This window comes from Agriterribacter sp. (assembly GCF_035444585.1).
In the GTDB taxonomy this organism is placed as follows: Bacteria; Bacteroidota; Bacteroidia; order Chitinophagales; family Chitinophagaceae; genus Agriterribacter.
Map to the genome: position 1 here is coordinate 1 of NZ_DAOMOZ010000061.1, position 21,819 is coordinate 21,819.

General features: G+C 45.0%; 22 protein-coding genes. 19 read left to right on the plus strand and 3 right to left on the minus strand.

Features of this window, described 5'->3' with window-relative positions; genetic code table 11:
* From PLH26_RS08750 to PLH26_RS08785, 8 genes are all read left to right on the plus strand, one after another.
* Window positions 1-911 (plus strand): patatin-like phospholipase family protein (locus PLH26_RS08750; RefSeq protein ID WP_324585634.1); only part of this gene is annotated, 911 nt, incomplete at its 5' end.
* A complete protein-coding gene (locus PLH26_RS08755; protein ID WP_324585635.1) occupies window positions 912-2,315 on the plus strand; it encodes a TRAFs-binding domain-containing protein in 1,404 nt (467 codons plus the stop codon).
* A gap of 10 nt (window positions 2,316-2,325) precedes the next feature.
* The gene (locus PLH26_RS08760) at window positions 2,326-3,006 is read left to right on the plus strand and encodes a hypothetical protein (RefSeq protein WP_324585636.1); all 681 of its coding nucleotides are present in this window, start codon (window positions 2,326-2,328) and stop codon (window positions 3,004-3,006) included.
* A 6-nt stretch (window positions 3,007-3,012) separates the two neighbouring features.
* Window positions 3,013-4,179 (plus strand): toll/interleukin-1 receptor domain-containing protein, encoded by a 1,167-nt coding sequence (locus tag PLH26_RS08765; RefSeq protein WP_324585637.1) that lies wholly within the window; start codon window positions 3,013-3,015, stop codon window positions 4,177-4,179.
* A gap of 100 nt (window positions 4,180-4,279) precedes the next feature.
* A complete protein-coding gene (locus PLH26_RS08770; RefSeq protein ID WP_324585638.1) occupies window positions 4,280-5,086 on the plus strand; it encodes a toll/interleukin-1 receptor domain-containing protein in 807 nt (268 codons plus the stop codon).
* 192 nt (window positions 5,087-5,278) lie between these two features.
* Window positions 5,279-6,817 (plus strand): PorV/PorQ family protein, encoded by a 1,539-nt coding sequence (locus PLH26_RS08775; protein WP_324585639.1) that lies wholly within the window; start codon window positions 5,279-5,281, stop codon window positions 6,815-6,817.
* Window positions 6,818-6,928: 111 nt separating this feature from the next.
* A complete protein-coding gene (locus PLH26_RS08780; RefSeq protein WP_324585640.1) occupies window positions 6,929-8,305 on the plus strand; it encodes a TRAFs-binding domain-containing protein in 1,377 nt (458 codons plus the stop codon).
* Window positions 8,306-8,538: 233 nt separating this feature from the next.
* Entirely contained in the window at window positions 8,539-9,528 is a 990-nt protein-coding gene (locus tag PLH26_RS08785) for a type I glyceraldehyde-3-phosphate dehydrogenase (protein ID WP_324585641.1), read from the plus strand.
* Window positions 9,529-9,595: 67 nt separating this feature from the next.
* Here PLH26_RS08785 and PLH26_RS08790 read toward each other — a convergent pair whose 3' ends face one another.
* Entirely contained in the window at window positions 9,596-9,997 is a 402-nt protein-coding gene (locus tag PLH26_RS08790; RefSeq protein ID WP_324585642.1) for a cupin domain-containing protein, read from the minus strand.
* A gap of 159 nt (window positions 9,998-10,156) precedes the next feature.
* Between PLH26_RS08790 and tkt the strand changes: the two genes are divergently transcribed.
* The 11 genes from tkt (at window position 10,157) to PLH26_RS08845 (ending at window position 19,174) form a co-directional block, all read left to right on the plus strand.
* Window positions 10,157-12,181, plus strand: a complete 2,025-nt coding sequence (gene tkt, locus PLH26_RS08795; RefSeq protein WP_324585643.1) for a transketolase — start codon at window positions 10,157-10,159, stop codon at window positions 12,179-12,181.
* Between the two features lie 14 nt (window positions 12,182-12,195).
* A complete protein-coding gene (locus PLH26_RS08800) occupies window positions 12,196-12,672 on the plus strand; it encodes a universal stress protein (RefSeq protein WP_324585644.1) in 477 nt (158 codons plus the stop codon).
* A 28-nt stretch (window positions 12,673-12,700) separates the two neighbouring features.
* Window positions 12,701-13,384, plus strand: a complete 684-nt coding sequence (locus tag PLH26_RS08805; RefSeq protein WP_324585645.1) for an FAD-binding oxidoreductase — start codon at window positions 12,701-12,703, stop codon at window positions 13,382-13,384.
* Between the two features lie 118 nt (window positions 13,385-13,502).
* Window positions 13,503-13,844, plus strand: a complete 342-nt coding sequence (locus PLH26_RS08810; RefSeq protein ID WP_324585646.1) for a carboxymuconolactone decarboxylase family protein — start codon at window positions 13,503-13,505, stop codon at window positions 13,842-13,844.
* A 43-nt stretch (window positions 13,845-13,887) separates the two neighbouring features.
* On the plus strand, window positions 13,888-14,304 hold the full coding sequence (locus PLH26_RS08815) for a nucleoside deaminase (protein WP_324585647.1): 417 nt from the start codon (window positions 13,888-13,890) through the stop codon (window positions 14,302-14,304).
* A 141-nt stretch (window positions 14,305-14,445) separates the two neighbouring features.
* The gene (locus PLH26_RS08820; RefSeq protein ID WP_324585654.1) at window positions 14,446-15,117 is read left to right on the plus strand and encodes a glycosyltransferase family 2 protein; all 672 of its coding nucleotides are present in this window, start codon (window positions 14,446-14,448) and stop codon (window positions 15,115-15,117) included.
* A gap of 24 nt (window positions 15,118-15,141) precedes the next feature.
* Window positions 15,142-15,675: a DUF488 domain-containing protein gene (locus PLH26_RS08825; protein WP_324585648.1), complete on the plus strand. Its 534-nt coding sequence runs from the start codon at window positions 15,142-15,144 to the stop codon at window positions 15,673-15,675.
* A 214-nt stretch (window positions 15,676-15,889) separates the two neighbouring features.
* On the plus strand, window positions 15,890-16,504 hold the full coding sequence (locus PLH26_RS08830; protein WP_324585649.1) for a uracil-DNA glycosylase family protein: 615 nt from the start codon (window positions 15,890-15,892) through the stop codon (window positions 16,502-16,504).
* 51 nt (window positions 16,505-16,555) lie between these two features.
* Window positions 16,556-17,404 carry an isocitrate lyase/PEP mutase family protein gene (locus PLH26_RS08835; RefSeq protein WP_324585650.1) on the plus strand — a complete coding sequence of 283 codons (849 nt, stop codon included), beginning with the start codon at window positions 16,556-16,558 and terminating at the stop codon, window positions 17,402-17,404.
* Window positions 17,401-17,844 carry a carboxymuconolactone decarboxylase family protein gene (locus PLH26_RS08840; RefSeq protein ID WP_324585651.1) on the plus strand — a complete coding sequence of 148 codons (444 nt, stop codon included), beginning with the start codon at window positions 17,401-17,403 and terminating at the stop codon, window positions 17,842-17,844. The genes PLH26_RS08835 and PLH26_RS08840 overlap by 4 nt, the downstream gene beginning before the upstream one ends.
* Before the next feature lie 31 nt (window positions 17,845-17,875).
* Window positions 17,876-19,174, plus strand: coding sequence for an L-fuconate dehydratase (locus tag PLH26_RS08845; RefSeq protein ID WP_324585652.1), 1,299 nt, complete (start codon window positions 17,876-17,878; stop codon window positions 19,172-19,174).
* Here PLH26_RS08845 and PLH26_RS08850 read toward each other — a convergent pair whose 3' ends face one another.
* Together PLH26_RS08850 and PLH26_RS08855 are read right to left on the minus strand one after the other, a co-directional pair.
* Window positions 19,175-20,329, minus strand: a complete 1,155-nt coding sequence (locus tag PLH26_RS08850; protein WP_324585653.1) for an alpha-hydroxy acid oxidase — start codon at window positions 20,327-20,329, stop codon at window positions 19,175-19,177.
* Window positions 20,330-20,698: 369 nt separating this feature from the next.
* On the minus strand, window positions 20,699-21,819 hold a 1,121-nt coding region (locus PLH26_RS08855; RefSeq protein WP_349770415.1), incomplete at its 5' end, for a glycosyl hydrolase family 95 catalytic domain-containing protein.

Sequence of the window (21,819 nt, forward strand, 5' to 3'; positions counted from 1 at the left end):
TGGAGCTGGGCGATAAAATATTCGGCAAAAAAAACAAATGGTGGAAAATTTTTGAGATAGATGACCTCCTGAAAGCTACCTATAAAGCCAAACCCCTGGAAGATGAACTGCAAAAGCTGTTTGGAGATATTAAGCTGGAAAGCGACAAAATAAAGACGGGCCTATGCATTGTTGCAAAACGTGCGGACACCAACAGCGTTTGGCCGCTGATCAACCATCCCGGCGGAAAATATTTCAACAGCAACGACGGGATGAACAAAGATATATTGTTGTGGAAAGCGGTAAGGGCAAGCGCAGCAGCACCCACTTATTTCCTTCCACAGATCATAGATGTGGGCGGGGGGCTGCGTGAAGCCGCTTTTGTAGACGGTGGCGTAAGCATGGCCAATAACCCGGCCCTGCAGCTATTGATGGTAGCCACGTTGCAGGGATTTCCTTTTAAATGGAAATGCGGCGCCGGTAACCTGCTCGTTGTTTCGGTAGGCACAGGCATGAGCAGGTGGAAACAAATCCCGGCTAATGTTAAAAAGAACAATCTTCTGAACTGGGCAAAGCAGCTACCCGATATGTTTATGCAGGACGCGAGCTGGCACAACCAGATCATCATGCAATGGCTGAGCAATTCACCTACAGCATGGGAAATTGACGGAGAAATAGGCAAACTGGAAAATGATTGTCTCAGCGGACCCAAGAAAGACGGCGGTTTGATGACCTACCTGCGCTATAATCTCTGGCTTGATGCTGAAACATTAAAGCCCTTAATGAAAAAAGATTATACCCAAAGCGAAATTGACGGGCTTACGGAAATGAGCAATGCAGCGAGCAGGTTCGAATTGTATGACATTGGGGTAAAAGCCGCTTCCGCTGAAGTGAAAGAAAATCATTTTGCCGACACCTTTAAACTGAAGTAAATGGCCAGTCTTTGTTTCGTTCTGATGCCCTTTGGCGTGAAAACGGATGGCAACAAGAAAGAAATTGATTTCAATAAGGTATACGATTCATTTATTAAAAAAGCAATTGAACGGGCAGGCCTGTCGCCTGTCCGGGCCGACGAAGAAAAAGGTGGCGGATTTATTCACAAGCCCATGTATGAGCGTTTGCTCTATTGCGAGTTTGCCGTTGCCGATCTGAGTTTTGCCAACGCCAATGTGTTTTACGAACTGGGCATACGCCATGCAGTAAAGCCCTTTACCACGGTAAGCATATTTGAAGCCAATACCAAACTGCCGTTCGATGTGGCTCCCCTGAGAGCTTTGCCTTATAGCTTCGAAGCGGGGGAAATAGTAGATTGTGAACAAAAGATCCGGGCCCTTTCCGATATTATCCGGATAAATCTTGATGCGCAGCAGGCGCAGGCAGACAGTCCCATCTGCGAAATGATCCCCGCCTATATTTTCCCTGAATTGGATACACTAAAGGCAAAGGCCGACTCCTTCAAAGAGATCATAAATGAAACGAACAATACCAAGCAAAAGATCCAAATGCTGGTAAAGCAGTGGAAACGGTGGGATATGAAGGAAAAAGGAAGCGCTGGTGAAGAGCAGGTTTCCTGCGGGAAAGAAAAAAACAAGCTGTCAGAGCAATTAAAGGCAATAGAAAAAGAGGCGGGTAATGGATTGAAATACAACTACGACCTGGTTTATGCATTAATGAGCGCTTATAAAGCCACCAATGCTTTCAGTGAAGTGGCAGGAATGATACAACCACTGGTGAAGAGGGAAAGGAAAGGCGATATCTATCTTCATCAGCAACTGGCCCTTGCACTGAACAAAACAAAGCAAAGAGATGAGGCAGAGCAGATACTCAATGATATCATTGGCAAATACGGGCCCGACCCCGAAACCAATGGATTACTGGGAGCCGTATATAAAGGGCTCATGGATGATAATACCGGTGATGACCTGCTGGCAGCAGCATACAGGAATAAATCCATTGAAGCTTACCTGGATGGCTTTGATGCCGACCCCAGGGATTTTTACCCGGGTGTGAACGCCCTTACCCTGTTGTTTTTTGAAAATGCAGACGATCCCAGGTTTAAAAAGTATTTTCCATTAGTAACCTATTCGGTGGAAAGACAACTGGAAACCAATAAAAACAACTACTGGGTGCAGGCAACGGCGCTGGAGCTGGCAGCGCTGCAGATGAATGAAGCAAGATCAAAGCAATTTCTTGCTGCCGCCTTAACCTGTAACCCGGCAAAATGGGAGAAAGAAACAACAGCCGGGAACCTGAAAAAGATTTATGCCAAAGCCGCACTTCTTCAGGGTGAAGAAAAAACGGCGTGGCTGATGGACTGTATAGAAAAACTTATATAAACCTTTGCTTATGGCTTACCGCGATCAGTGGAAAATGCTCCATTTGCTCAACACAAGCATGCATGGGGCGCTTAAAGAAACAGAACTGATAGAAATGGGTATAGACTGTTACCCCGATACCATTCAGTATCTTACGGATGATGGGATTGTGGAAATGGATGGCACACGCACTTACAGTCTCAATCCCCTTGTTCGACGCATGCTTAACAAATTTATGATAACAATGGGCCCGGCTGAAATGAAAGAGATTTATGTGGATATTCCTTCCTGCTTTATTGTTATGCCGTTTTCGGAAGAGTGGTCCAATACTGTATTTTATGACTTCATTAAGCCTGCTGTTATAAAATCCAAAATGGAATGTGTGCGGGGAGATATGATCCCGCGCGTTGGCAAACTGGCCGAAAATATCGTTAAACACATACAAAGGGCGGGACTGGTAATAGCCGATATTTCGGTACCCAATGCCAATGTGTTCTATGAGTTAGGCATTGCCGACACCATAGGAAGGGATGTTTTTTTGTTGTATGAAAAGAACACCGAACAAAATCTTCCGGCAGATATACAGGGGGCACACTATTATGCGTATGACAGGAATAATATTCGGGGGTCGGTTGAACGCTTCGCTGAAAGCTTAATACAATGGAAAAAAGATTATCGTGTGGATAATACTTTAAAATATTGCCGCAAATAACCACTTATGCAGCTCCTCTCACAAATAACGATACCAACAGGCAAAAAAGATGCAGTTATTCAATTGCTGCTGGGTGATCTTTCGGCTATACCCCGGGAGCACGCCGTTGATATACTGGTGGTTTCCGCATTTCCCAATGACTATATGGCTTTAAAAGGATCCCTGTTCCTGGCGCTCCAAAATAAAGGACTTTCTGTTCAGGCATTGGCGGTAAATAAACAAATAGATTTGATAAAACAATTGGGATGCTGGCTGTCTGCCCCGCTTCCGGCAGAACAAAAAAACAAATTCAATTTCAAAAAAATCCTTTGTTTTGAACCGCAGTACCATTCAAGCGAGCCACAAACCATTGTAGGAAATATTTTCAGGTGTATTAACACTTTTGCTTTTGATGAAGACAATGATGAAATAGCCATGCCGGTGCTGGCAACAGGATACCAGAAAGTTCCTATGCAAAAGATGCTGCCTCCTTTACTGGAAAATGCTGTTTTCTGGCTGCAGAACGGGTTACCGCTCAAATGCATTAAACTGGTTTTATACCGGCAGGAACAGGCTGATGCGGCATTGCCCATCTTTGAAGAGATAAAACACGCGCTGGTAAAAACAACACAGGAAATAAGCAATACAAGCGAATTTCCTCGGCGTCCGCCTGCGGTGCCCTATCCTGCAGTTGCTGAACCTGAAATGGTGTATGCTCCTGAAAATGCCGGCCGCGATCCTGAATCAACCGGTGCAATGCCACCCGTAGCGTCGCAACCTCCTGCCACAGCCACTTCAGCCTATGACCTGTTCATCAGCTATTCGCATAAGCAAACCGGAGCGGTACAGGAATTTGTAAAAGCCATACAGGAAAAGAAAGATACGCTTAACATTTTTTACGACAGGAGCAGCATACCGCCGGGCGGGCTATGGATCAGGAAGATTTCGGAAGCCATACAAAATTCAAGATCAGTGCTCTGTATTTTAACGCCCGAATACAGCAAATCGGATGTGTGCTGGGACGAGTTTCAGTGCGCCAAAGTAATGGAGCTGCGAACAAAAAAAAGCATCATCAAAACGATCAATTTTATGAAAGATGAAGACATGCCGCCTATGTTTGCCATTTACAGCTATATAGATTGTACCGAAGCCGACCTGCAGAAATTAAAAAGTTGCGTGGATCAGTTTATATAGCAGGCATGGCTGATGTATCCGGGCATAGGCGTTAAGGATTTTTTGTTGTAACTTAACATTATGCCTTATGAAATGAATTGAATTATAAATTGTAAGCAACATGGCTGACATATTTATAAGTTATTCCAGTGAAGATAAAACCAGGGTAAGAGCCATTGCCGAAACACTGGAACATAAAGGCTGGTCGGTTTGGTGGGACAGGCAAATTCCTGTAGGACAGAGATACGACACTGTTATAGAGCAGGAGTTAAACAGAGCCAAATGCGTAATTGTGATCTGGACCCAACGTTCGGTAAATTCTGAATGGGTAAAAAATGAGGCCAGTGAAGCCGCCCAAAGAAATATCCTTGCGCCGGTTATACTGGAAAATGTAAAGATCCCACTTGCTTTCAGGCGCATTGAAGCAGCGCAGCTATCCTCCTGGAAAGGAGAACCCGATCACCCCGAACTGGAAATACTCTTCAGCGCAGTTGAGTCCATTATAAATGGTCACGCTATAACAAATAATACCGCTACGGGAGATACTCAAAGCGCTTTAAAAGCAAAGGTTGTACAAAAGAAAAAGTATATCGTGCTAACTGTGGCAGTGTTGGGTGCCGCATTAGCGGTTCCCGGGTTCTTTTTCTTTTCAGTCCAATCGGATCCCGGGGTTATCCATATAACCGGGCAGGTTAAAACCGCTGCTGAAATGCCGGTTAAAGGAGTGGAGGTAAATGCAGATGGCACCCGCTTCTTTACCACCACCATTACCAATGGAACATATAACCTGACGCTGGAAAATTATACCATAGGCGATGAAGTAACACTCACCACCTCCAACAAAGATTTTGAGGATAAAACAATTGCCGTAAAGATCAACAACAAAGAAATGAAGGTTGACTTTGTCTTAAATCCGGTTACCCGCTAAACGCCAACACCGCTTAAGCCGCCCTCTTTAAAAAATCGGTACCATACATTAAACATGAAGCATGCTTTACCGGCCGCCGGCATGGGTATGCAAAACATTGCGCCGGGTAACAGCAGATGCGTTTTCATGTTTTATTTATTGCAGATGATGGATAAATATAAATTCTTATTCATTCATTTAAAACCACGATTGATGAAAAACTTTATTATATACCCCGCCTTGCTGCTGCTCTTATATAACAATGCTTCAGGTCAAACCCTTGTTATCAAAGGCAGGGTGCGATGCCAGAATGAAAGCCCCAACTCCACAAGAGGGGCAGAAAACATTATTGTGGTGCCTGCATTTATTCCCTCAAAATCTACTACAACCGCGTCTACTCCCCCGGGATACTTTGAATGCAATACCGGTGTGCCTTTTGCGAAGCTCCGGGATAAGCAGGTGAGCCTGTATATTGTTTCGGGATGCAGCCAATGCAGCGAAGCGGTAAAACGGGTGTTCATTTCCGAAGACCAGGACAGGAAAAACAACGATAAAACAAAATCGTATGTTACTGTAAAAGACTGGAAGTTCAATGCCAACTGCAACGAGCTGGAATTGCCGCCCTTCAGGGCCGACAGCATGCTTGGCGTAATCGTACGGCAGCCCGCGCAAAGCATCGGTCAGATCACGAATGCCACTGCCCTGGTGGGAACCCCGGCGCTTTTGAACCTTTTAACAAACATAACGCCTGTAATAGGCATCGTATCCAATGCGGGAATTTTTGAAGCCAGGGAACTGGGGCCGGGGAAAATAAAATATGGCGGGTTTCTCTTCTCATCTGCATTAACCCATACTGCCAGTACCGGCTTTAATTTTTCGCCCGCCCGGGATATGTCGGAAGCTGTTTTCTGGAACCCATCTGCAATCGTTAAAAGCAGAACCCCTTATAATATCAGTCTTCTTACCAATGTAAAAAACAATGCAAAGCTGGGTGGCTATTTCAGGCTGAACGACAGAATTTTTATAGGAGCAGGCTTTATATATACGCAACAGGATGAATACAGGAACACGTTATTCGTAAAGATCTCAAACGAAGCCAATACGGTACAGATAGATTCTTTTCTGGTAAAGTTGAAGGAGCATTCGGCTTTCCTGGCCCCCTCTTTTAAAGTAAATGACAAATTAAGCATTGGGCTAACCGTAAAATCCATATGGCAAAACCTCAGGATCCCTAACCTGCTTCAAATAACCATAGACGATAACGGATCAACTGCCAACACATTTACCGACAGCACCGTAAAAAAGCAAAAATGGGATCTTGATCTTTCGGCAAGCTATAAAGTAAGCAACGCTTTGCAGGTGGGCATCAATGCCATGAATCTTGCAGGTACTAAATTATATGCCGATGCATTTGCTGCAGGCGGAAGTAACAACTACAATATGCAAAATCAAAGGGCTGTAGGATTGGGCGGATGCTACAAATGGCAGCGTTTTAATTTTGGGGCAGATATGATCTTTACGGAGGATGGCTTTTATGATGCTGCCCTTGGAGTAAATTATGTGCCTTTTAATAATGCATTGCTTTCTGCCGGGCTGGCCGTAAAACAACTGAGCTATTCAATCGCTTTCAGAATCAAACATTTCAGGATAGCTTATATCAACGACAATGATCTTATGGTGAATGAAAAAAGAAAGGGAAAATCAGGCATTTTAAATGGCGGCTTGTATGGTGGGTTTATTTTTGATTTTTAGCTGAGCCGGACTTTGTAAATGCAAAAGCAGTCTCAATTCTTTACCCGCACAGGTAACATCATTGTAATAACGGGTTCCGGTAAGTAATCGTTTCAATAAAATTCCACTTATATGACCAGTACAAAAAAATGTTTCGTGGTAATGGGTTTCGGCATCAAGACCGATCTGGCTACAGGACGTAAGCTCAATCTTGATAAATCGTACCAGGCGCTTATAAAACCCGTAGTGGAAAGCAAAAATATTACCTGCATACGTGCAGACGAGATCCTCCATTCCGGTTCCATTGACCTGCAGATGTACCAGCAGCTGCTTTCGGCGGATATTGTAATAGCCGATCTTTCTACCGCCAACGTAAATGCTTTTTATGAGCTGGGCATCCGGCATGCTTTAAAGCCCCGTACCACCATTATCATGTCGGAAGCATTGCTGGGCTATCCTTTTGATGTAAACCATATTGTTATTAACCGGTATACACATTTGGGCGACAGCATTGATTATTTTGAAGTGCTGCGCTTTCAAAAATTATTGGGCGATACCATTGACACCGTTATAAACACACAATCGCCGGACAGCCCGGTGTATACTTTTATTGAGGGTCTTATTCCTCCTTCTTTAAAAGCAAAAGCCAACAGGGTAGTACGCCAGATTGGCGATGCATTAACAGAAAAAACCGATGCTGCCGAAAGCGGAAGTACAGGCGAAGATCATTCTCTTGCCTTCATCATAAAGCAGGGAGAGGAAGCTTTGCAAAAAAAGCAGTTTGACGCCGCAAAAACGCTTTTTGAAACGGCTTTGCAAATGGTACACGACGGCAGTGAATCGTCATCCGTTTCCAATAATACGTACCTTATTCAAAGGCTTGCGCTCACCACTTACCAGGCAAGGCAGCCCAACTACATCGCATCATTGAACAGAGCCATTGAACTCCTTGAAAAAATAGACCTGAGACGGACCAACGATCCCGAAACGGTGGCACTTGCAGGCTCAATAGAAAAACATCTCTTTGAGGAAGGGCAGGGCGACGAACATCTCAATAATGCCATCCTTCTTTATCAAAGAGGGTATTACCTGTTGCACAACAGGCACAATGGCATTAACCTGGCTTACCTGTTGCAACTCCGCACTACTACAATGCTTGATCCTAAAAAGGAAGATAAAATAGCCGACACCGTTTGGGCCAAGCGCATACGAAGAGAAGTTTTGGATTTGTGTGAAAAAGATCTGAAAAAGATAAGCAACATGGAAAGCCGTGCCGGTGAAACAATAACTCCTGTTACCGAAGAGCAGGAAGGCATGATCAGTGAACAAAAATTCTGGATCGCAGTAAACAAAGCAGAAGCGCATTTTGGACTGGGCGAGATGATGGAATACGAACAGGCTGCCGCCGCTGCCGCACTGGTTAAACATGAAGACTGGATGATGGAAAGCTTTACAAAGCAACTGCAAAAACTCTCCGATATGATGAAGAAACAGGAAGCATTTGCATAAAACAAATTGCGTCGCCGCCTTAAGAAAATACAACTGCATTGCCGGTCACGGTACCCAACATGCATTCATTTTCCACGCTGCATGAATATTTATACCCTTTCTTAACTTTCTTAAAACAGGCATAAATAAGCTTACCTTTGCGGCAAATTGATCGCAACCCGTAAACGAATGTTAAGCGTCTCCGATCATCAACCCGCCTACTTCTTTTATCGTGAATTCAAAAGCAAATCAATATGAAAAGAATAGCAATCAACGGCTTTGGCAGAATTGGAAGAGCTGCCCTCAAAGTGATCATGGAAATTCCGGAACTGGAAATTGTGGCCATCAATGACCTGATGAGCACCGACAATGCGGCTTATTTGTTGCAATACGACAGCGTATATGGCAGGTACGCAACTCATGTACAGGTTGAAGGCGACTATCTGCATGTTGGTGACAAGAAAATCCTTTTCCTTTCTCAAAAGGACCCTGCGCAGCTCCCATGGAAAGAGCTGGAGATAGATGTGGCAATTGAGAGCACGGGCTTTTTTACCAACAGGGAAGATGCAGAAAAACATATAACGGCAGGTGCAAGAACGGTGGTCATATCGGGCCCCACCAAAAGCAAGAACACACCAACCGTGTTGCATGGGGTGAATACAGGCGACGGCAACACAACGGTATTCTCCTGTGCCAGTTGCACCACCAATAATATAGGCCCTATCATTGAGATCATAGACCGGAGGATTGGAATTAAAAAAGCAATTTTAAATACAGTTCATGCATATACGGCTTCTCAAACGCTCGTGGACGCCCCATCGAAAAGAGAACCAAGAATGGGGCGGGCCGCTGCGGTAAACCTTGCTCCCGCCTCTACGGGCGCTGCAATTGCCACCACCAAAGCGTTACCCGCGATGGTGGGTAAGTTTGATGGTGTGGCGGTACGTACACCCGTACCTGTAGGGTCCATTTCAGACATCACTTTTGTTACCGTCAGAAATACGTCGCCTGAAGAGATCAACAGCATTTTACAGGAAGAATCAGAAAGCAGCAGGTATAAGCTGGTACTGGCTGTTTCGAATGAGCCATTGGTGTCGTCAGACATCGTTCAAAGTCCCTTTGCCGCCATTGTTGACCTGGAGTTAACAAGGGTTGTGGATGGGGATCTGGTAAAAGTTATGGCATGGTATGATAATGAGTGGGGATTTACCAACCAGATGATCCGGCAGATACGGGCTTTATAAAACTGTTATTCATCTGCTTACTGTATCCTGAATGCCGCAGATCAACTGCCCCGCCCGGAAAGAATTTTTATTTTGCAGGAGTAGTAGTGAGCGTTAATAAGAACACCGATTCTTTTAATGCTGTTACACTATGCGGTAAACCTGTATGCAGCGCTATCATCTGTTCCTTTCCCAGAATTACCGATTGTTCATCAGTAGTAAAATTAATTTCCCCATCCAGTACCTGTACGCTGATAATTCCGGCAGCGGTATGTTTTGCTATAACTGCTCCTTCATGCAGTGCAACCAGCACTATCCGCAGTCCATTTGTTTTATACACCGTGATGGCATTGCGGTCGCTGTTGCTCCAGGTAGGTTCACTCTTTAGCTGCCTGCTAAAACCGGCAATGTCAATGTTCACCAATGGCGCATCAAGCATCCTTTCGCCTTCAGGCCTAAGATCTGTTGACTCATTGTATTTATCATCCATAGTCCGTTAATTAAATTATCCTATAAATATAAGCTTTTCACCGCCGGCATGTACAAGAGCTGCATGCTTTAATGTTAGTATCCGTAATAAGTGGTAACTTTCAGCAACGATTACTCCTTATACTACACTCCTTTTTGAGTATTCTTAAATTCAGACAACATGGAGTCAATAGAACAGACAGCCATCAATACCGTTCGCGTATTGTGTGCCGATGCAGTACAGAAAGCCAATTCCGGCCATCCCGGCACCCCTATGGGACTTGCACCTGTTGGGCATGTGCTTTGGTCGCGCATTATGCATTATAACCCGCAAAACCCGGACTGGGCTAACCGCGACCGCTTTGTATTATCGTGCGGTCATGCGTGTATGTTACAATACAGTTTTCTGTACCTGACGGGTTACGCCCTGAGCATGGATGATATAAAAAATTTCAGGCAGCTGCACAGCATAACCGCCGGTCATCCCGAATACGGCTTGTGCCCCGGTATTGAAGTTACTACCGGCCCGCTGGGACAGGGTTTTGCAAACGGCATAGGCATGGCTATTGCACAACAGTTCCTTGCATCGCGCTATAACAAGCCGGGCTTTGAATTATTTGATTATAGCATTTATGCCATTTGCAGCGATGGCGATATAATGGAAGGCGTAGCTTCAGAAGCGGCTTCAATGGCAGGACACCTGCAGTTAGGACAGCTTATTTATTTGTACGACGACAATCACATCACCATTGAAGGAGCAACTTCACTGGCTTTTAATGAAGATGTGGGCGAACGTTTCCGCGCATACGGCTGGCACGTTCAATCGGTAGCAGATGGGAACGATATTGAGGCTATAGCCACTGCCATTGAAAACGCAAAAAAAGAAAAACACCGTCCTTCACTCATCAGAGTTAGAACACATATCGCTTTTGGCAGTCCCAATAAGGTAGACACTGCTTCGGCGCATGGTTCGCCTTTGGGCGAAGATGAGCTTAAACTGGTAAAAGAAAACTTCGGATTTGATGCTGGTAAAAGCTTTGCAGTGGCAGATGATGTTCTGGCTTTTTACAGAGAAAAACGCAAAGCAGGCATACAAAAGGAAAAGGACTGGCAGGCGTTGTACCAAAAATACAAAACACAATATCCTGCCGAAGCCGCGGAATACGAATTATTCAGCAATGGGAAACTACCCGGAGGATGGGACAATGACCTGCCCGTTTTTAAACCTGGTGAAAAAGGTATAGCCACCCGCAAGGCATCCGGGAAAATGCTGAATGCTATTGCCGCCAGATTGCCTTTGCTCATCGGAGGATCTGCAGACCTTGCGCCTTCTACTGATACGAATTTGGATGGATTTCACTCGTTCAGCAGCGATAATCACGGCGGAAGGAATTTCCATTTCGGCATAAGGGAGCATGCAATGGGAGCTGTTTTAAACGGAATGGCGCTTACAAAAGGGATCATTCCGTATGGCGCTACCTTTCTGATCTTTTCCGATTATATGCGTCCGCCGGTGCGCCTTGCGGCCATCATGAAAATAAGACCCATCTTTGTTTACACGCACGATAGCATCGGGCTGGGAGAAGATGGCACCACACATCAGCCGGTAGAGCAACTCATCGGACTACGGTCTGTTCCCAATGTAATGGTAATACGCCCGGCAGATGCCAATGAAACGGTGCAGGCCTGGCGCGTGGCATTGCAGCATACAGGCGGGCCTGTTGCTATCATTTTAACGCGGCAGGAAATACCTGTAATTGATCAGAACAAGTACGCCAAAGCGTCAGCACTGGAAAAAGGCGCTTATATTCTATCGGATTGTGCCGGCGAACCACAGCTTATTTTAATGGGTACCGGCAGTGAAGTGCACCTGCTGCTGGAAGCCCGGGAAAAACTTCAGCAGGAATCTATCGGTACACGTGTGGTAAGCTTCCCCTGCTGGGAATTGTTTGATAAGCAGGATGAAGCATACAAACAAAAGATCTTTCCCGTACATGTACGTAAAAGGCTGGCTGTAGAAGCGGGGTCGCCTATTGGATGGAGCAAATATGTTACCGATGAAGGCAGTGTAATAGGCGTAACCCGGTTTGGAGAATCCGCACCCGGAAAAGAGATAATGAAAGAATATGGTTTTTCTGTAAACAACGTAGTAACAAAAGCAAAAGCACTTCTGCAGCAGCATAAACTGGTGCAGCACCCTAACTAAATTAAATAAACAGTATGAAAAAAGTATTAATAGCACTGGATTATAATCCCACTGCGCAAAAAATTGCGGAAGAAGGATATGCATTAGCAAAATCCATGAATGCGCACACCACCCTGCTGCATGTTATTTCTGATGCCGCGTATTATTCCTCCGACATTTATTCGCCCCTGATGGGATTTGACAGCTTTACCGATTTCAAATTCGTTGAAACTGCTTCTGCTGAGCAACTGAGAGAAGCTGCGCTGGACTACCTTGATAAGTTGAGGCAGCGTTTAAATGATACAACCATTCAAACCATCGTAAAAGAAGGCGATTTTGGTGAGCAGATATTGGAAACAGCTACTGAAATAAATGCGGATATGATTGTTATGGGTACGCACAGCAGGCGGGGACTCGAAAAAATACTGGTAGGAAGCGTAGCGGAAAAAGTGTTGCGCCAAAGCGTCATACCTTTGTTCATTATCCCTACAAAAATATTTGAAGAAAAATAAATCAACCTTACATTTTAAAACCATTTTCATGGAATATCCAAACGAAGAGCATATTGTAAAGATCCTGGAAACTGAACTTGTAACACACAATGTAAAGCGGTTTAAGCTGAGTAAGCCGGACAATTATACATTTCAGCCGGGTCAGGCAACCGATATCGTAATCAATCACCCGAAATGGAAAGCAGAAAGAAGACCATTCACCTTTACCGGTTTAAACGACTGGGATCACCTTGAATTTACGATCAAGATATATGACGATCACGATGGTGTTACCAATGCCCTGGGGAAATTAAAAGCAGGTGATGAGCTGATACTACACGATGTTTGGGGAGCTATTCACTATAAAGGTGAAGGTACTTTTATTGCAGGCGGAGCCGGTGTTACGCCTTTTATCGCCATTTTAAGACAGTTGCATAAAGACGCCGGACTGGGAGAGAACCGGCTGATCTTTTCCAACAGAACTGCAAAGGATATTATTCTTAAAGAAGAGTTCGGAAAAATGCTGGGCAGTCATTTCATCAACACGCTTACCCAGGAAAAAACAGCGCCATACGAAAGCAGGAAAATAGATACAGCTTACCTCCGGGAAAAAATAAAGGATCTGTCGCAGTATTTTTACATCTGCGGACCGGATGCGATGGTGGAAGACATTGCGAAAACGCTTAACGAACTGGGAGCAGATAAAAGCAAAATCGTTACTGAGGAATTTTAAATCCAAATCTACGGAAAGCTGCCATTTCAGAATAAAATGAGGAAACATCAATGACTAACCCCGTATGGACCGGCAACGTTTTTCTGAAATATTTTTTTACCGGAATAAAACAACGAATATGAAAAGTGAACAATTATATGCTGCGGCAACGAGAGAAAACAGCGAAAAAAGAGCGGCGCTCGCTCCTGAAATAATAGAAACCTGGCGAACCTTCAGCAAAACCGTTTTTAAAGAAGGCGCTCTGCCGGAAAAAACAAAGCAACTGATTGCCGTGGCGGTGGCTCATGTAACGCAATGCCCCTATTGCATTCACTCGCATACGGCGCAGGCAATGCGAAAGGGCGCAAATAAGGAAGAGATCATGGAAGCGGTGTGGGTAGCCGCTGAAATGCGTGCCGGCGCCGCTTATGCACACTCGGCTTTGGCCATGGATGAAATGGAAGCGGTAGAAAAAGTATGATTTTAAATAACCATTTAACCCATCACGACCCGACAGCTTATATATGAAAAGCGACAGCTATTATATGGAGCGCTGCCGGCTGTTAGGCAAAGCAGCGGCGGCGAGGGGTAATTCACCTGTGGGCGCCATTATTATAAAAGCAGGTGAAATTGTGAGCGAGGCTGAGGAAGCCGGCAAAAGTAAAAATGATATTACCTGTCATGCAGAACTGGAGGCTGTACGATTTGCGGTAGCAAAGCTGAAAACCAATGATTTATCCGGCTGTGTGATGTATACAACACATGAACCCTGTGTTATGTGCTCATATGCCATCCGATTCTACAAAATAAAAAAAGTAGTATTTCAAAATACGGTACAATACCTGGGAGGGGTTGGTTCTTCCATGCCATTGCTTACTGCCTCTGAAGTTCCCCCGCATTGGGGAAAAGCGCCTGAAGTTGTGCACTTAACTTCCGAGTAGAACTACGGAAGGTTAATCAGGCCCGGCACCTGAAGATTGTAGATTTTCGATATTGGTAAATATTCATTTGCAGCAAACGTAACGCTGCAATTAGATGTACCTTTGATAAGGAATATTTATCACCGTTATGATACCATAAGAATGGACCATGCTGAACATACGGCCGCATCAATTCATTTGCCTTTTTTTTCTATAATCATTACTTCTTACAACAGGGCAAATCTCTTAAAACGGGCCCTGCATTCTTTGATCATCCAAACAGAAAAAAACTGGGAAGCCATTGTTGTAGACGATGGCAGCACGGATGACACGCACATTCAAATTACTCCTTACCTGAAGTTAAACAATAAAATAACCTACATCAGGCAGGTGAGCAAAGGTTGTGTGGCATCGAAGAACTCCGGAATTTTATTATCAACCGGGAAGTATATTACATTTTTGGATTCGGATGACGAGTTTACCGCTGATCATCTTGCAACGAGAAAAGCCATTATTCAGAAAAAAGGTGTTGATTTTTTACATGGCGGTGTAAAAATAATCGGAAGCCCTTACGTGCCCGACAGATTCAATTATGAAAAAATGATTCACCTGCGCAACTGCGCAATTGGCGGCACTTTCTTTATTGAGAGAAAACTGGCATTTTTGATGAAAGGCTTCTCTGCTATGTCCCTGGGACATGATGCTGATTTTTTAGACCGGGTCATTCAGTCGGGTTCAACCGTAATGAAAACGGATCTCCCCACTTATATTTACCATCGTGAAACACAAAATTCTATCACCAACAATCTTACAGGTAAAAAAGCAATACAGTAGCTTATAGCTGTTGGATCAAACCTTATGAAAAAAGAAGAAAAAACGATCTGGACCATCGGTCATTCCACACACCCTTTTGAGGAATTTACAGCAATGTTACATTCCTTCGGGATTGAGCTGGTAGCAGACATCAGGAATTATCCCCGATCGCGCAAATTTCCTCACTTCAACAAAGAAAGCTTACAAATTGCCTTACCCAAAAGTCATATTCAATATATTCATTTGAAGGACCTGGGTGGCAGAAGAAAAGAAAACCCCGACTCCAAAAATACGGAATGGAGGCATCCTGCTTTTCGCGGCTATGCCGATTATATGGAAACAGATGCTTTTAAAGAAGGAATATCAGCACTCGAAAAGCGGGCATTGGAACAACGTACCGCGTATATGTGTTCGGAGGCAGTGTGGTGGCGCTGCCACAGGAGCCTGGTTTCTGATTATCTCAAAGCAGGGGGATGGAAAGTATGGCACATCACGGGCATTGAAAAAGCCGGGGAACATCCCTATACCGCTCCCGCCAGAATTATAAACGGGAGGTTGAGCTATGTGAAACGTGAATAGTGAGCAGTGAATGGTGAGTAGTGAATAGTGAGTAGTGAGTAGTGAGTAGTGAATGGTGCATTTACACTTATACCTTATACCCTACCTTACACCCTACACCTTACACCCTACACCTTACACCTTACACCTTACACCTTACACCTTTCACCTTTCACCTTTCACCTTTCACCCTACACCTTACACCCTACCCCTCATACCTCATTATAAACTAACTTTGCATCAATTTTTTGATGAACTTATAATGGACAGGCTTTTAAAAAGAATACAAAGATGTGAAATTTGTAAAGATCATTTGCCGCTGGGCCCCCGCCCGGTTGTTCAGCTGAGCAGCCAGTCAAGAATAATCATCATCGGCCAGGCGCCCGGAAAGCGCGTTCATGAAACAGGCATTCCGTGGAACGATGCAAGCGGAAGGAAATTAAGGGAATGGATGAATGTAGATGAAGCCGCTTTTTATGATCCCGAAGCTTTTTGTATAATGCCTATGGGTTTTTGCTACCCCGGAAAAGCCGCTTCAGGCGATCTGCCTCCCAGACCCGAGTGTGCGCCGCTCTGGCACCCACGCATCTTAAAAAGCATAAAGGGTAGTCCGCTCATATTGTTAATAGGGCAATATGCGCAACGTTATTATCTGAAAAAAGCGGCTAAGATCAATCTCACGGAAACGGTAAAGCGCTATAAAGAATATCTTCCCCGGTATTTTCCTCTGCCCCACCCTTCTCCGCGGAATCAAAACTGGATTACCATAAATCCGTGGTTTATGGAAGAAACCATACCCGAATTAAGAAATAAAATACAGCTGGTTCTGCACAAAACCAAACCGGGCTGATCACGGCAATATCATAATACAACCGTCACTGTACATTTTAAAATACAAAAAATGTCATCATTCAATCATACTCAAATGCAACAGGGAGAAGCCTTAAAGCAACTTCACCACACCGGCAGGCTACTGGTGCTTCCTAATATATGGGATCCGTTGGGCGCAGCATTGCTGGAGAGCATGGGATATCCCGCCATCGCCACTGCAAGCGCTTCCATTGCTTTTAGTAACGGCTATCCCGATGGGGAAAAAATTCCTTTTACCGATCTGCTGACCATCCTGCAAAGAATAGTAAAGCGTGTAAATATTCCTGTTACGGCAGATATTGAAAGCGGCTATGCAAAAAACGATCATACGCTTTCAGAAAATATTAAAAAGCTCATAGATGCAGGGATCGCCGGAATTAATATTGAGGATGGCAACCATGAAGATGATTCACTTGCTCCCGTGGAAATGCAATGTGAAAAAATAAGCCTTATAAGAAATACGGCTTTGGCAATGGGAGCATCACTTTTTATCAATGCCCGCACAGATGTATACCTGAAAGCGGGTCATTTACCGGTCGCAGAAAAATTAGATGAAGCCATTCGTCGAGGCAAGGCATATAAAGATGCAGGGGCCGATGGTTTTTATCCCATCTTTCTAAAAACAACAGATGATATGGAAGCTGTTATAAAAGCCGTTGGGCTGCCTGTAAATATTTTATTGCTCCCGGGCATCCCCGGTTTTGAGGCATTACAAAAAACCGGTGTGGCAAGGTTAAGTCTCGGCCCGGGGTTTTTAAAGATCGCCATCAACGCCATAAAAAATACCGCGGAAAAATTATTGCGGTACGAAGGAATGGATGAGGTGAAAGAAAACCCGGTCACTACCGCTTATTTAAACAATTTAATAAATAACAAATGATGAAACGAATAAACATCCTAAAAACAGAACCCCAGGCCTACAAGGCCATGCTTGCAATGGAACAATATGTCAGAAGTTCGGCGATACCACACTTGCTCCGGGAGCTGATAAAGATCAGGGCTTCACAGATCAACGGCTGCGCGTATTGCATTGATATGCATACACAGGAAGCGCTGAAGATCGGCGAAACACAGCGAAGAATATTTGCCTTGTCTGCCTGGAAGGAATCCCCGTTGTTTACAGATGAAGAGAGAGCAGTGCTGCAGCTAACGGAGGAGGTTACCCTCATTGCAAAAGACGGCGTAAGCGATGAAACGTACAACAAGGCTTTGGGCTTTTATGGCGAAAATGTGCTGGCGCAAATCATTATGCAAATCATTGTCATTAATTCGTGGAACAGGATAGCCGTTTCAACACACCAGGTTTTTGGGGAGGAGTGATTCGATATCTTTAAACATAACGCTTTATTTGATGGCACTGATCATAACTGCTGTTGAAACCAGGGACATCAGGTTCCCCACCAGCAAAACCTTAGACGGGTCGGACGCTATGAACGCCGACCCGGATTACTCTGCAGCTTATGTAATACTTAAAACCAATGATCCTTCTTTTGAAGGTCACGGTCTCACCTTTACTTTAGGGAGGGGAAATGAATTATGTGTTGAGGCCATCAGATCCCTGTCTGGTTTAGTGACGGGAAAATCAATTGATGCAATAACATCGGATATGGCAGGCTTTTGGCGGATGATAACGGGCGACAGTCAGCTAAGATGGTTAGGTCCCGAAAAAGGAGTAATCCATATGGCAACCGGCGCACTGGTTAACGCTGTCTGGGACCTCTATGCAAAAGCCGAAAAAAAGCCATTATGGAAGCTCCTTGCGGACATGACTCCCGAACAGTTGGTTGCCTGTATTGACTTCACTTATCTTACAGATGCAATTACTCCCGCAGAGGCCACAGGCATGCTTAAGAAGCGGGAAGACGGCAAACAGCAAAGAATAGATTTTCTGTTGAAAAACGGTTATCCGGCTTATACCACTTCTGCGGGATGGCTGGGATACTCCGAAGAAAAGATCCGTTACTTAAGCAGGCAGGCAAGAAGTGAAGGCTGGACACACTTAAAAATGAAAGTAGGTGCAAATATCAATGATGATATCCGGAGAGCACAGATCATAAGAGAAGAAATCGGGAGTGATATAAAGCTTATGATGGACGCCAACCAAAAGTGGGATGTAAAGGAAGCCATTCAAAATATGGAACACCTGTCAAAATTTGATCCGTGGTGGATTGAAGAGCCTACGAGTCCCGATGATATTTTGGGTCACCTGGCCATTCGCAAAGCCATTTCACCCGTTAAAGTAGCTACAGGTGAACATTGTCAGAACAAAGTGATGTTCAAGCAATTTTTACAAAGTGGTGCTATTGACATTTGCCAGATTGATAGCTGTCGTGTGGGAGGCGTAAATGAAGTATTGAGCATAATGATGATGGCCGCAAAATTTAATATACCTGTATGTCCGCATGCAGGAGGCGTGGGGTTGTGCGAATACGTGCAGCACCTGTCTATGATAGACTACATCGCCATCAGCGGATCATTGAACAACCGGATCACAGAATATGTAGACCACCTGCACGAACACTTCCTGCATCCCGTTGTGATCAAAAACGGCAACTATATGCCACCGTTAGCGCCAGGCTACAGCATAACCATGAAAAGCAGCACCATGGAAGCTTTTACCTACCCTTCCGGCACCATGTGGAAAGTATGATCATTTCTGAGTTACCAGGTGCTTGGGAAAGTCGCTTACTTTTTCGCAGCAAATTTGCTCCATAACCTGCTGAAGCTGCGTTTTTAAAATGGAAATGGTATGATTTCCTCCGGCCGCACCCAGCGCAGCCACGCCATACATGAATGACCTGCCCAGAAATGTAAACCCGGCTCCCGACGCGAGTGCCCTTGCTATATCCGGCCCTGATCTTAAACCACTGTCCATCATTACTTTTATTTTATCACCATATTTTTCGGCAATAGCCGTAAGTGGCTTTATGGTTGACTGACCAGCGTCCAACTGCCTTCCCCCATGGTTAGATACGATAATTCCATCAAGCCCCAATTGAATTGCTTTTTCGGTATCTGATTCACTTGCCACCCCTTTCAACACAATCTTTCCTTTCCACATATCACGTATAGGCGCAATCTTTTCTTCATTCAGCCTTCCCGAAAAAGTTTGATCCATAAACACACCAAGTCGCCTTAAATCAAGCCCTTTGGGCGTATACGGTTTTAAGGTTTCAAAAGCCGGCTGCCCATTGAACAGTGTTCTGATCGCCCAATCCGGACTGCCCGCAATTTGGAGCATGTTTTTAAGCGACATTTTAGGAGGCATGGCCAAACCATTTCTTATATCGCGCGGACGATATCCAAAAGTGGGTACATCGCAAAGAATAACAAGTACGGGACAATGTGCAGCTTCGGCCCTTTTGATAATATCATCTCTCAGTCTGTTTTCTGTGGGATGATACAATTGAAACCATGCCCTGCCTTCTGTAATTTCACTGATTGTTTCAATGCTGCTGGTGCTTACCGTACTTAAAATAAAAGGGATATTGTGTTCAAACGCAGCTTTCGCTAATATTTCCGGAGACTTTGGCCACATCAGCCCCTGCAGCCCTACCGGAGCAATGCCAAATGGAGCATCGTAGGTATGACCAAACAATTCCGTCCGCATATCGGAGCCCGTATGCACATCCAGGTATTGGGGAAGCAATTCCACCTTACGGATTTCGGCGGTATTCCTGTGCAGGTTTACATCTTCATTACATCCTCCGTCTAAGTATTCAAATGCAAATCGTGGTATCTTTCTTTTGGCTTTTTCTCTTAAATCGTCTATGGATGGATAACGGGGATCATATGTAAGTTTCATCGTTCTGCGTTTATGGTTATTTTATATTCAATAATTAATTTTACAATACCGCACGGGTAACTGCCCCAACGGAATGTATGCAGTCATCAAAAAATGTTTTCTTTGGCTGAAGGTTGAGGGTTGTACGGTACAAAATTAATGAACTCCTTTCACATTAAACCTATTCGCTGCAAATACGATTTCTGTACCTCATGGTGGTGTCCGTGATGTTTGAGCGGAGACAGATGCTTCCCTGCCTGCCGGCAAGCGCCGTTGGCATAACAAACAGTTGAGCTTTAGCAGCAAGCCGGATAACAGCTACTGGTAAGACCTGTACGGTCTGCTCCTCCTGCGTCGGGTGCCGACCGTTTTACAGACACTGCTCATCTCCTATTTCACCAACCTGCTGAGCGGGTAGGTTTTCCCAGCAACTGTTTGCAGGCTCATTTCTGCATTGGCATATTTTATTTTACAGGCCCCGCCTTTTTTAGAAAGCAGCACGGCGTCTGCAAGCTTTCCACCCTTCCATTTCATGCTTAGCTCAAAACCGCCTCTTGCACATAACCCTTTTACTTCGCCATTCTTCCAGGAAGCCGGAAGAGCCGGCAATAATTCAATAAAATCTTCGTGGCTCTGCAATAACATTTCGGCAATGCCTGCGGTTGCACCGAAATTACCGTCAATCTGGAATGGCGGATGCGCACAGAACAAATTATTATAGGTGCCGCCGCTATTGGTCATTTCCACACCGCTCGAATGTACCGGATCCAACAAACGGTTAATCAGCTTCAGCGCATGATCGCCATCGTGGAGCCTCGCCCAGAAACGGATCTTCATCGCCAGCGACCAGCCGGTTCCGCCATCGCCTCTTCGTTCAAGCGATTTGCGGGCTGCCTGTGCCAGTACCGGTGTTTTGTAATAAGATACCTGGTGTCCGGGATACAATGCAAACAAATGCGAAACGTGCCGGTGCTGCGGTTCCACTTCTTTAAATTCTTTTGCCCATTCCATCAGCCTCCCGTCGGAACCGATGGCCGGGCCCGGGATCTGATCGATCGCCGATCTTATTTTGTCAATTGTTTCATTATTTATCCCCAAAACTTCAGCCGCATCTAATGTGTTCGCAAATAAATCGTGGATCACCTGGTGATCGTGTGACGGGCCCATGCTGATGCTTGCCTGGCTGCCATCGGGCGCCGTAAAATTATTTTCCGGCGAAGCTGCGGGACCGGATACCAATTTCCCCGATACGGGGTCTTTTACCAGCCAGTCGAGATAAAACGCCGCGGCAGACTGTAATATGGGGAATACTCTTTTCAGATATGTTACATCTTTTGTAAATGCATAATGCTCCCACAAGTGCTGGTTCATCCATGCGCTGGCGCCCACATGCAATCCCCAGCCTGGATGCTCCCCCGGAGCGGTAAAGCCCCATACATTGGTAATGGGATGCATTACCCAGCCGCCGGCATGATAATGCGTTTGAGCCGTTTTTGTTCCGGGCGCCTGCA

Bases quoted from the DNA above. Each gene is read 5' to 3' on its own strand.
- PLH26_RS08840 (WP_324585651.1), top strand. From the start codon at position 17,401: ATGATGAAACGAATAAACATCCTAAAAACAGAACCCCAGGCCTACAAG.
- PLH26_RS08845 (WP_324585652.1), top strand. From the start codon at position 17,876: ATGGCACTGATCATAACTGCTGTTGAAACCAGGGACATCAGGTTCCCC.
- PLH26_RS08800 (WP_324585644.1), top strand. From the start codon at position 12,196: ATGAAAAAAGTATTAATAGCACTGGATTATAATCCCACTGCGCAAAAA.
- PLH26_RS08825 (WP_324585648.1), top strand. From the start codon at position 15,142: ATGAAAAAAGAAGAAAAAACGATCTGGACCATCGGTCATTCCACACAC.
- PLH26_RS08820 (WP_324585654.1), top strand. From the start codon at position 14,446: ATGGACCATGCTGAACATACGGCCGCATCAATTCATTTGCCTTTTTTT.
- PLH26_RS08810 (WP_324585646.1), top strand. From the start codon at position 13,503: ATGAAAAGTGAACAATTATATGCTGCGGCAACGAGAGAAAACAGCGAA.
- PLH26_RS08780 (WP_324585640.1), top strand. From the start codon at position 6,929: ATGACCAGTACAAAAAAATGTTTCGTGGTAATGGGTTTCGGCATCAAG.
- PLH26_RS08760 (WP_324585636.1), top strand. From the start codon at position 2,326: ATGGCTTACCGCGATCAGTGGAAAATGCTCCATTTGCTCAACACAAGC.
- PLH26_RS08815 (WP_324585647.1), top strand. From the start codon at position 13,888: ATGAAAAGCGACAGCTATTATATGGAGCGCTGCCGGCTGTTAGGCAAA.
- PLH26_RS08805 (WP_324585645.1), top strand. From the start codon at position 12,701: ATGGAATATCCAAACGAAGAGCATATTGTAAAGATCCTGGAAACTGAA.
- PLH26_RS08765 (WP_324585637.1), top strand. From the start codon at position 3,013: ATGCAGCTCCTCTCACAAATAACGATACCAACAGGCAAAAAAGATGCA.
- PLH26_RS08755 (WP_324585635.1), top strand. From the start codon at position 912: ATGGCCAGTCTTTGTTTCGTTCTGATGCCCTTTGGCGTGAAAACGGAT.
- PLH26_RS08770 (WP_324585638.1), top strand. From the start codon at position 4,280: ATGGCTGACATATTTATAAGTTATTCCAGTGAAGATAAAACCAGGGTA.
- PLH26_RS08790 (WP_324585642.1), bottom strand. From the start codon at position 9,997: ATGGATGATAAATACAATGAGTCAACAGATCTTAGGCCTGAAGGCGAA.
- tkt (WP_324585643.1), top strand. From the start codon at position 10,157: ATGGAGTCAATAGAACAGACAGCCATCAATACCGTTCGCGTATTGTGT.
- PLH26_RS08775 (WP_324585639.1), top strand. From the start codon at position 5,279: ATGAAAAACTTTATTATATACCCCGCCTTGCTGCTGCTCTTATATAAC.
- PLH26_RS08850 (WP_324585653.1), bottom strand. From the start codon at position 20,329: ATGAAACTTACATATGATCCCCGTTATCCATCCATAGACGATTTAAGA.
- PLH26_RS08785 (WP_324585641.1), top strand. From the start codon at position 8,539: ATGAAAAGAATAGCAATCAACGGCTTTGGCAGAATTGGAAGAGCTGCC.
- PLH26_RS08835 (WP_324585650.1), top strand. From the start codon at position 16,556: ATGTCATCATTCAATCATACTCAAATGCAACAGGGAGAAGCCTTAAAG.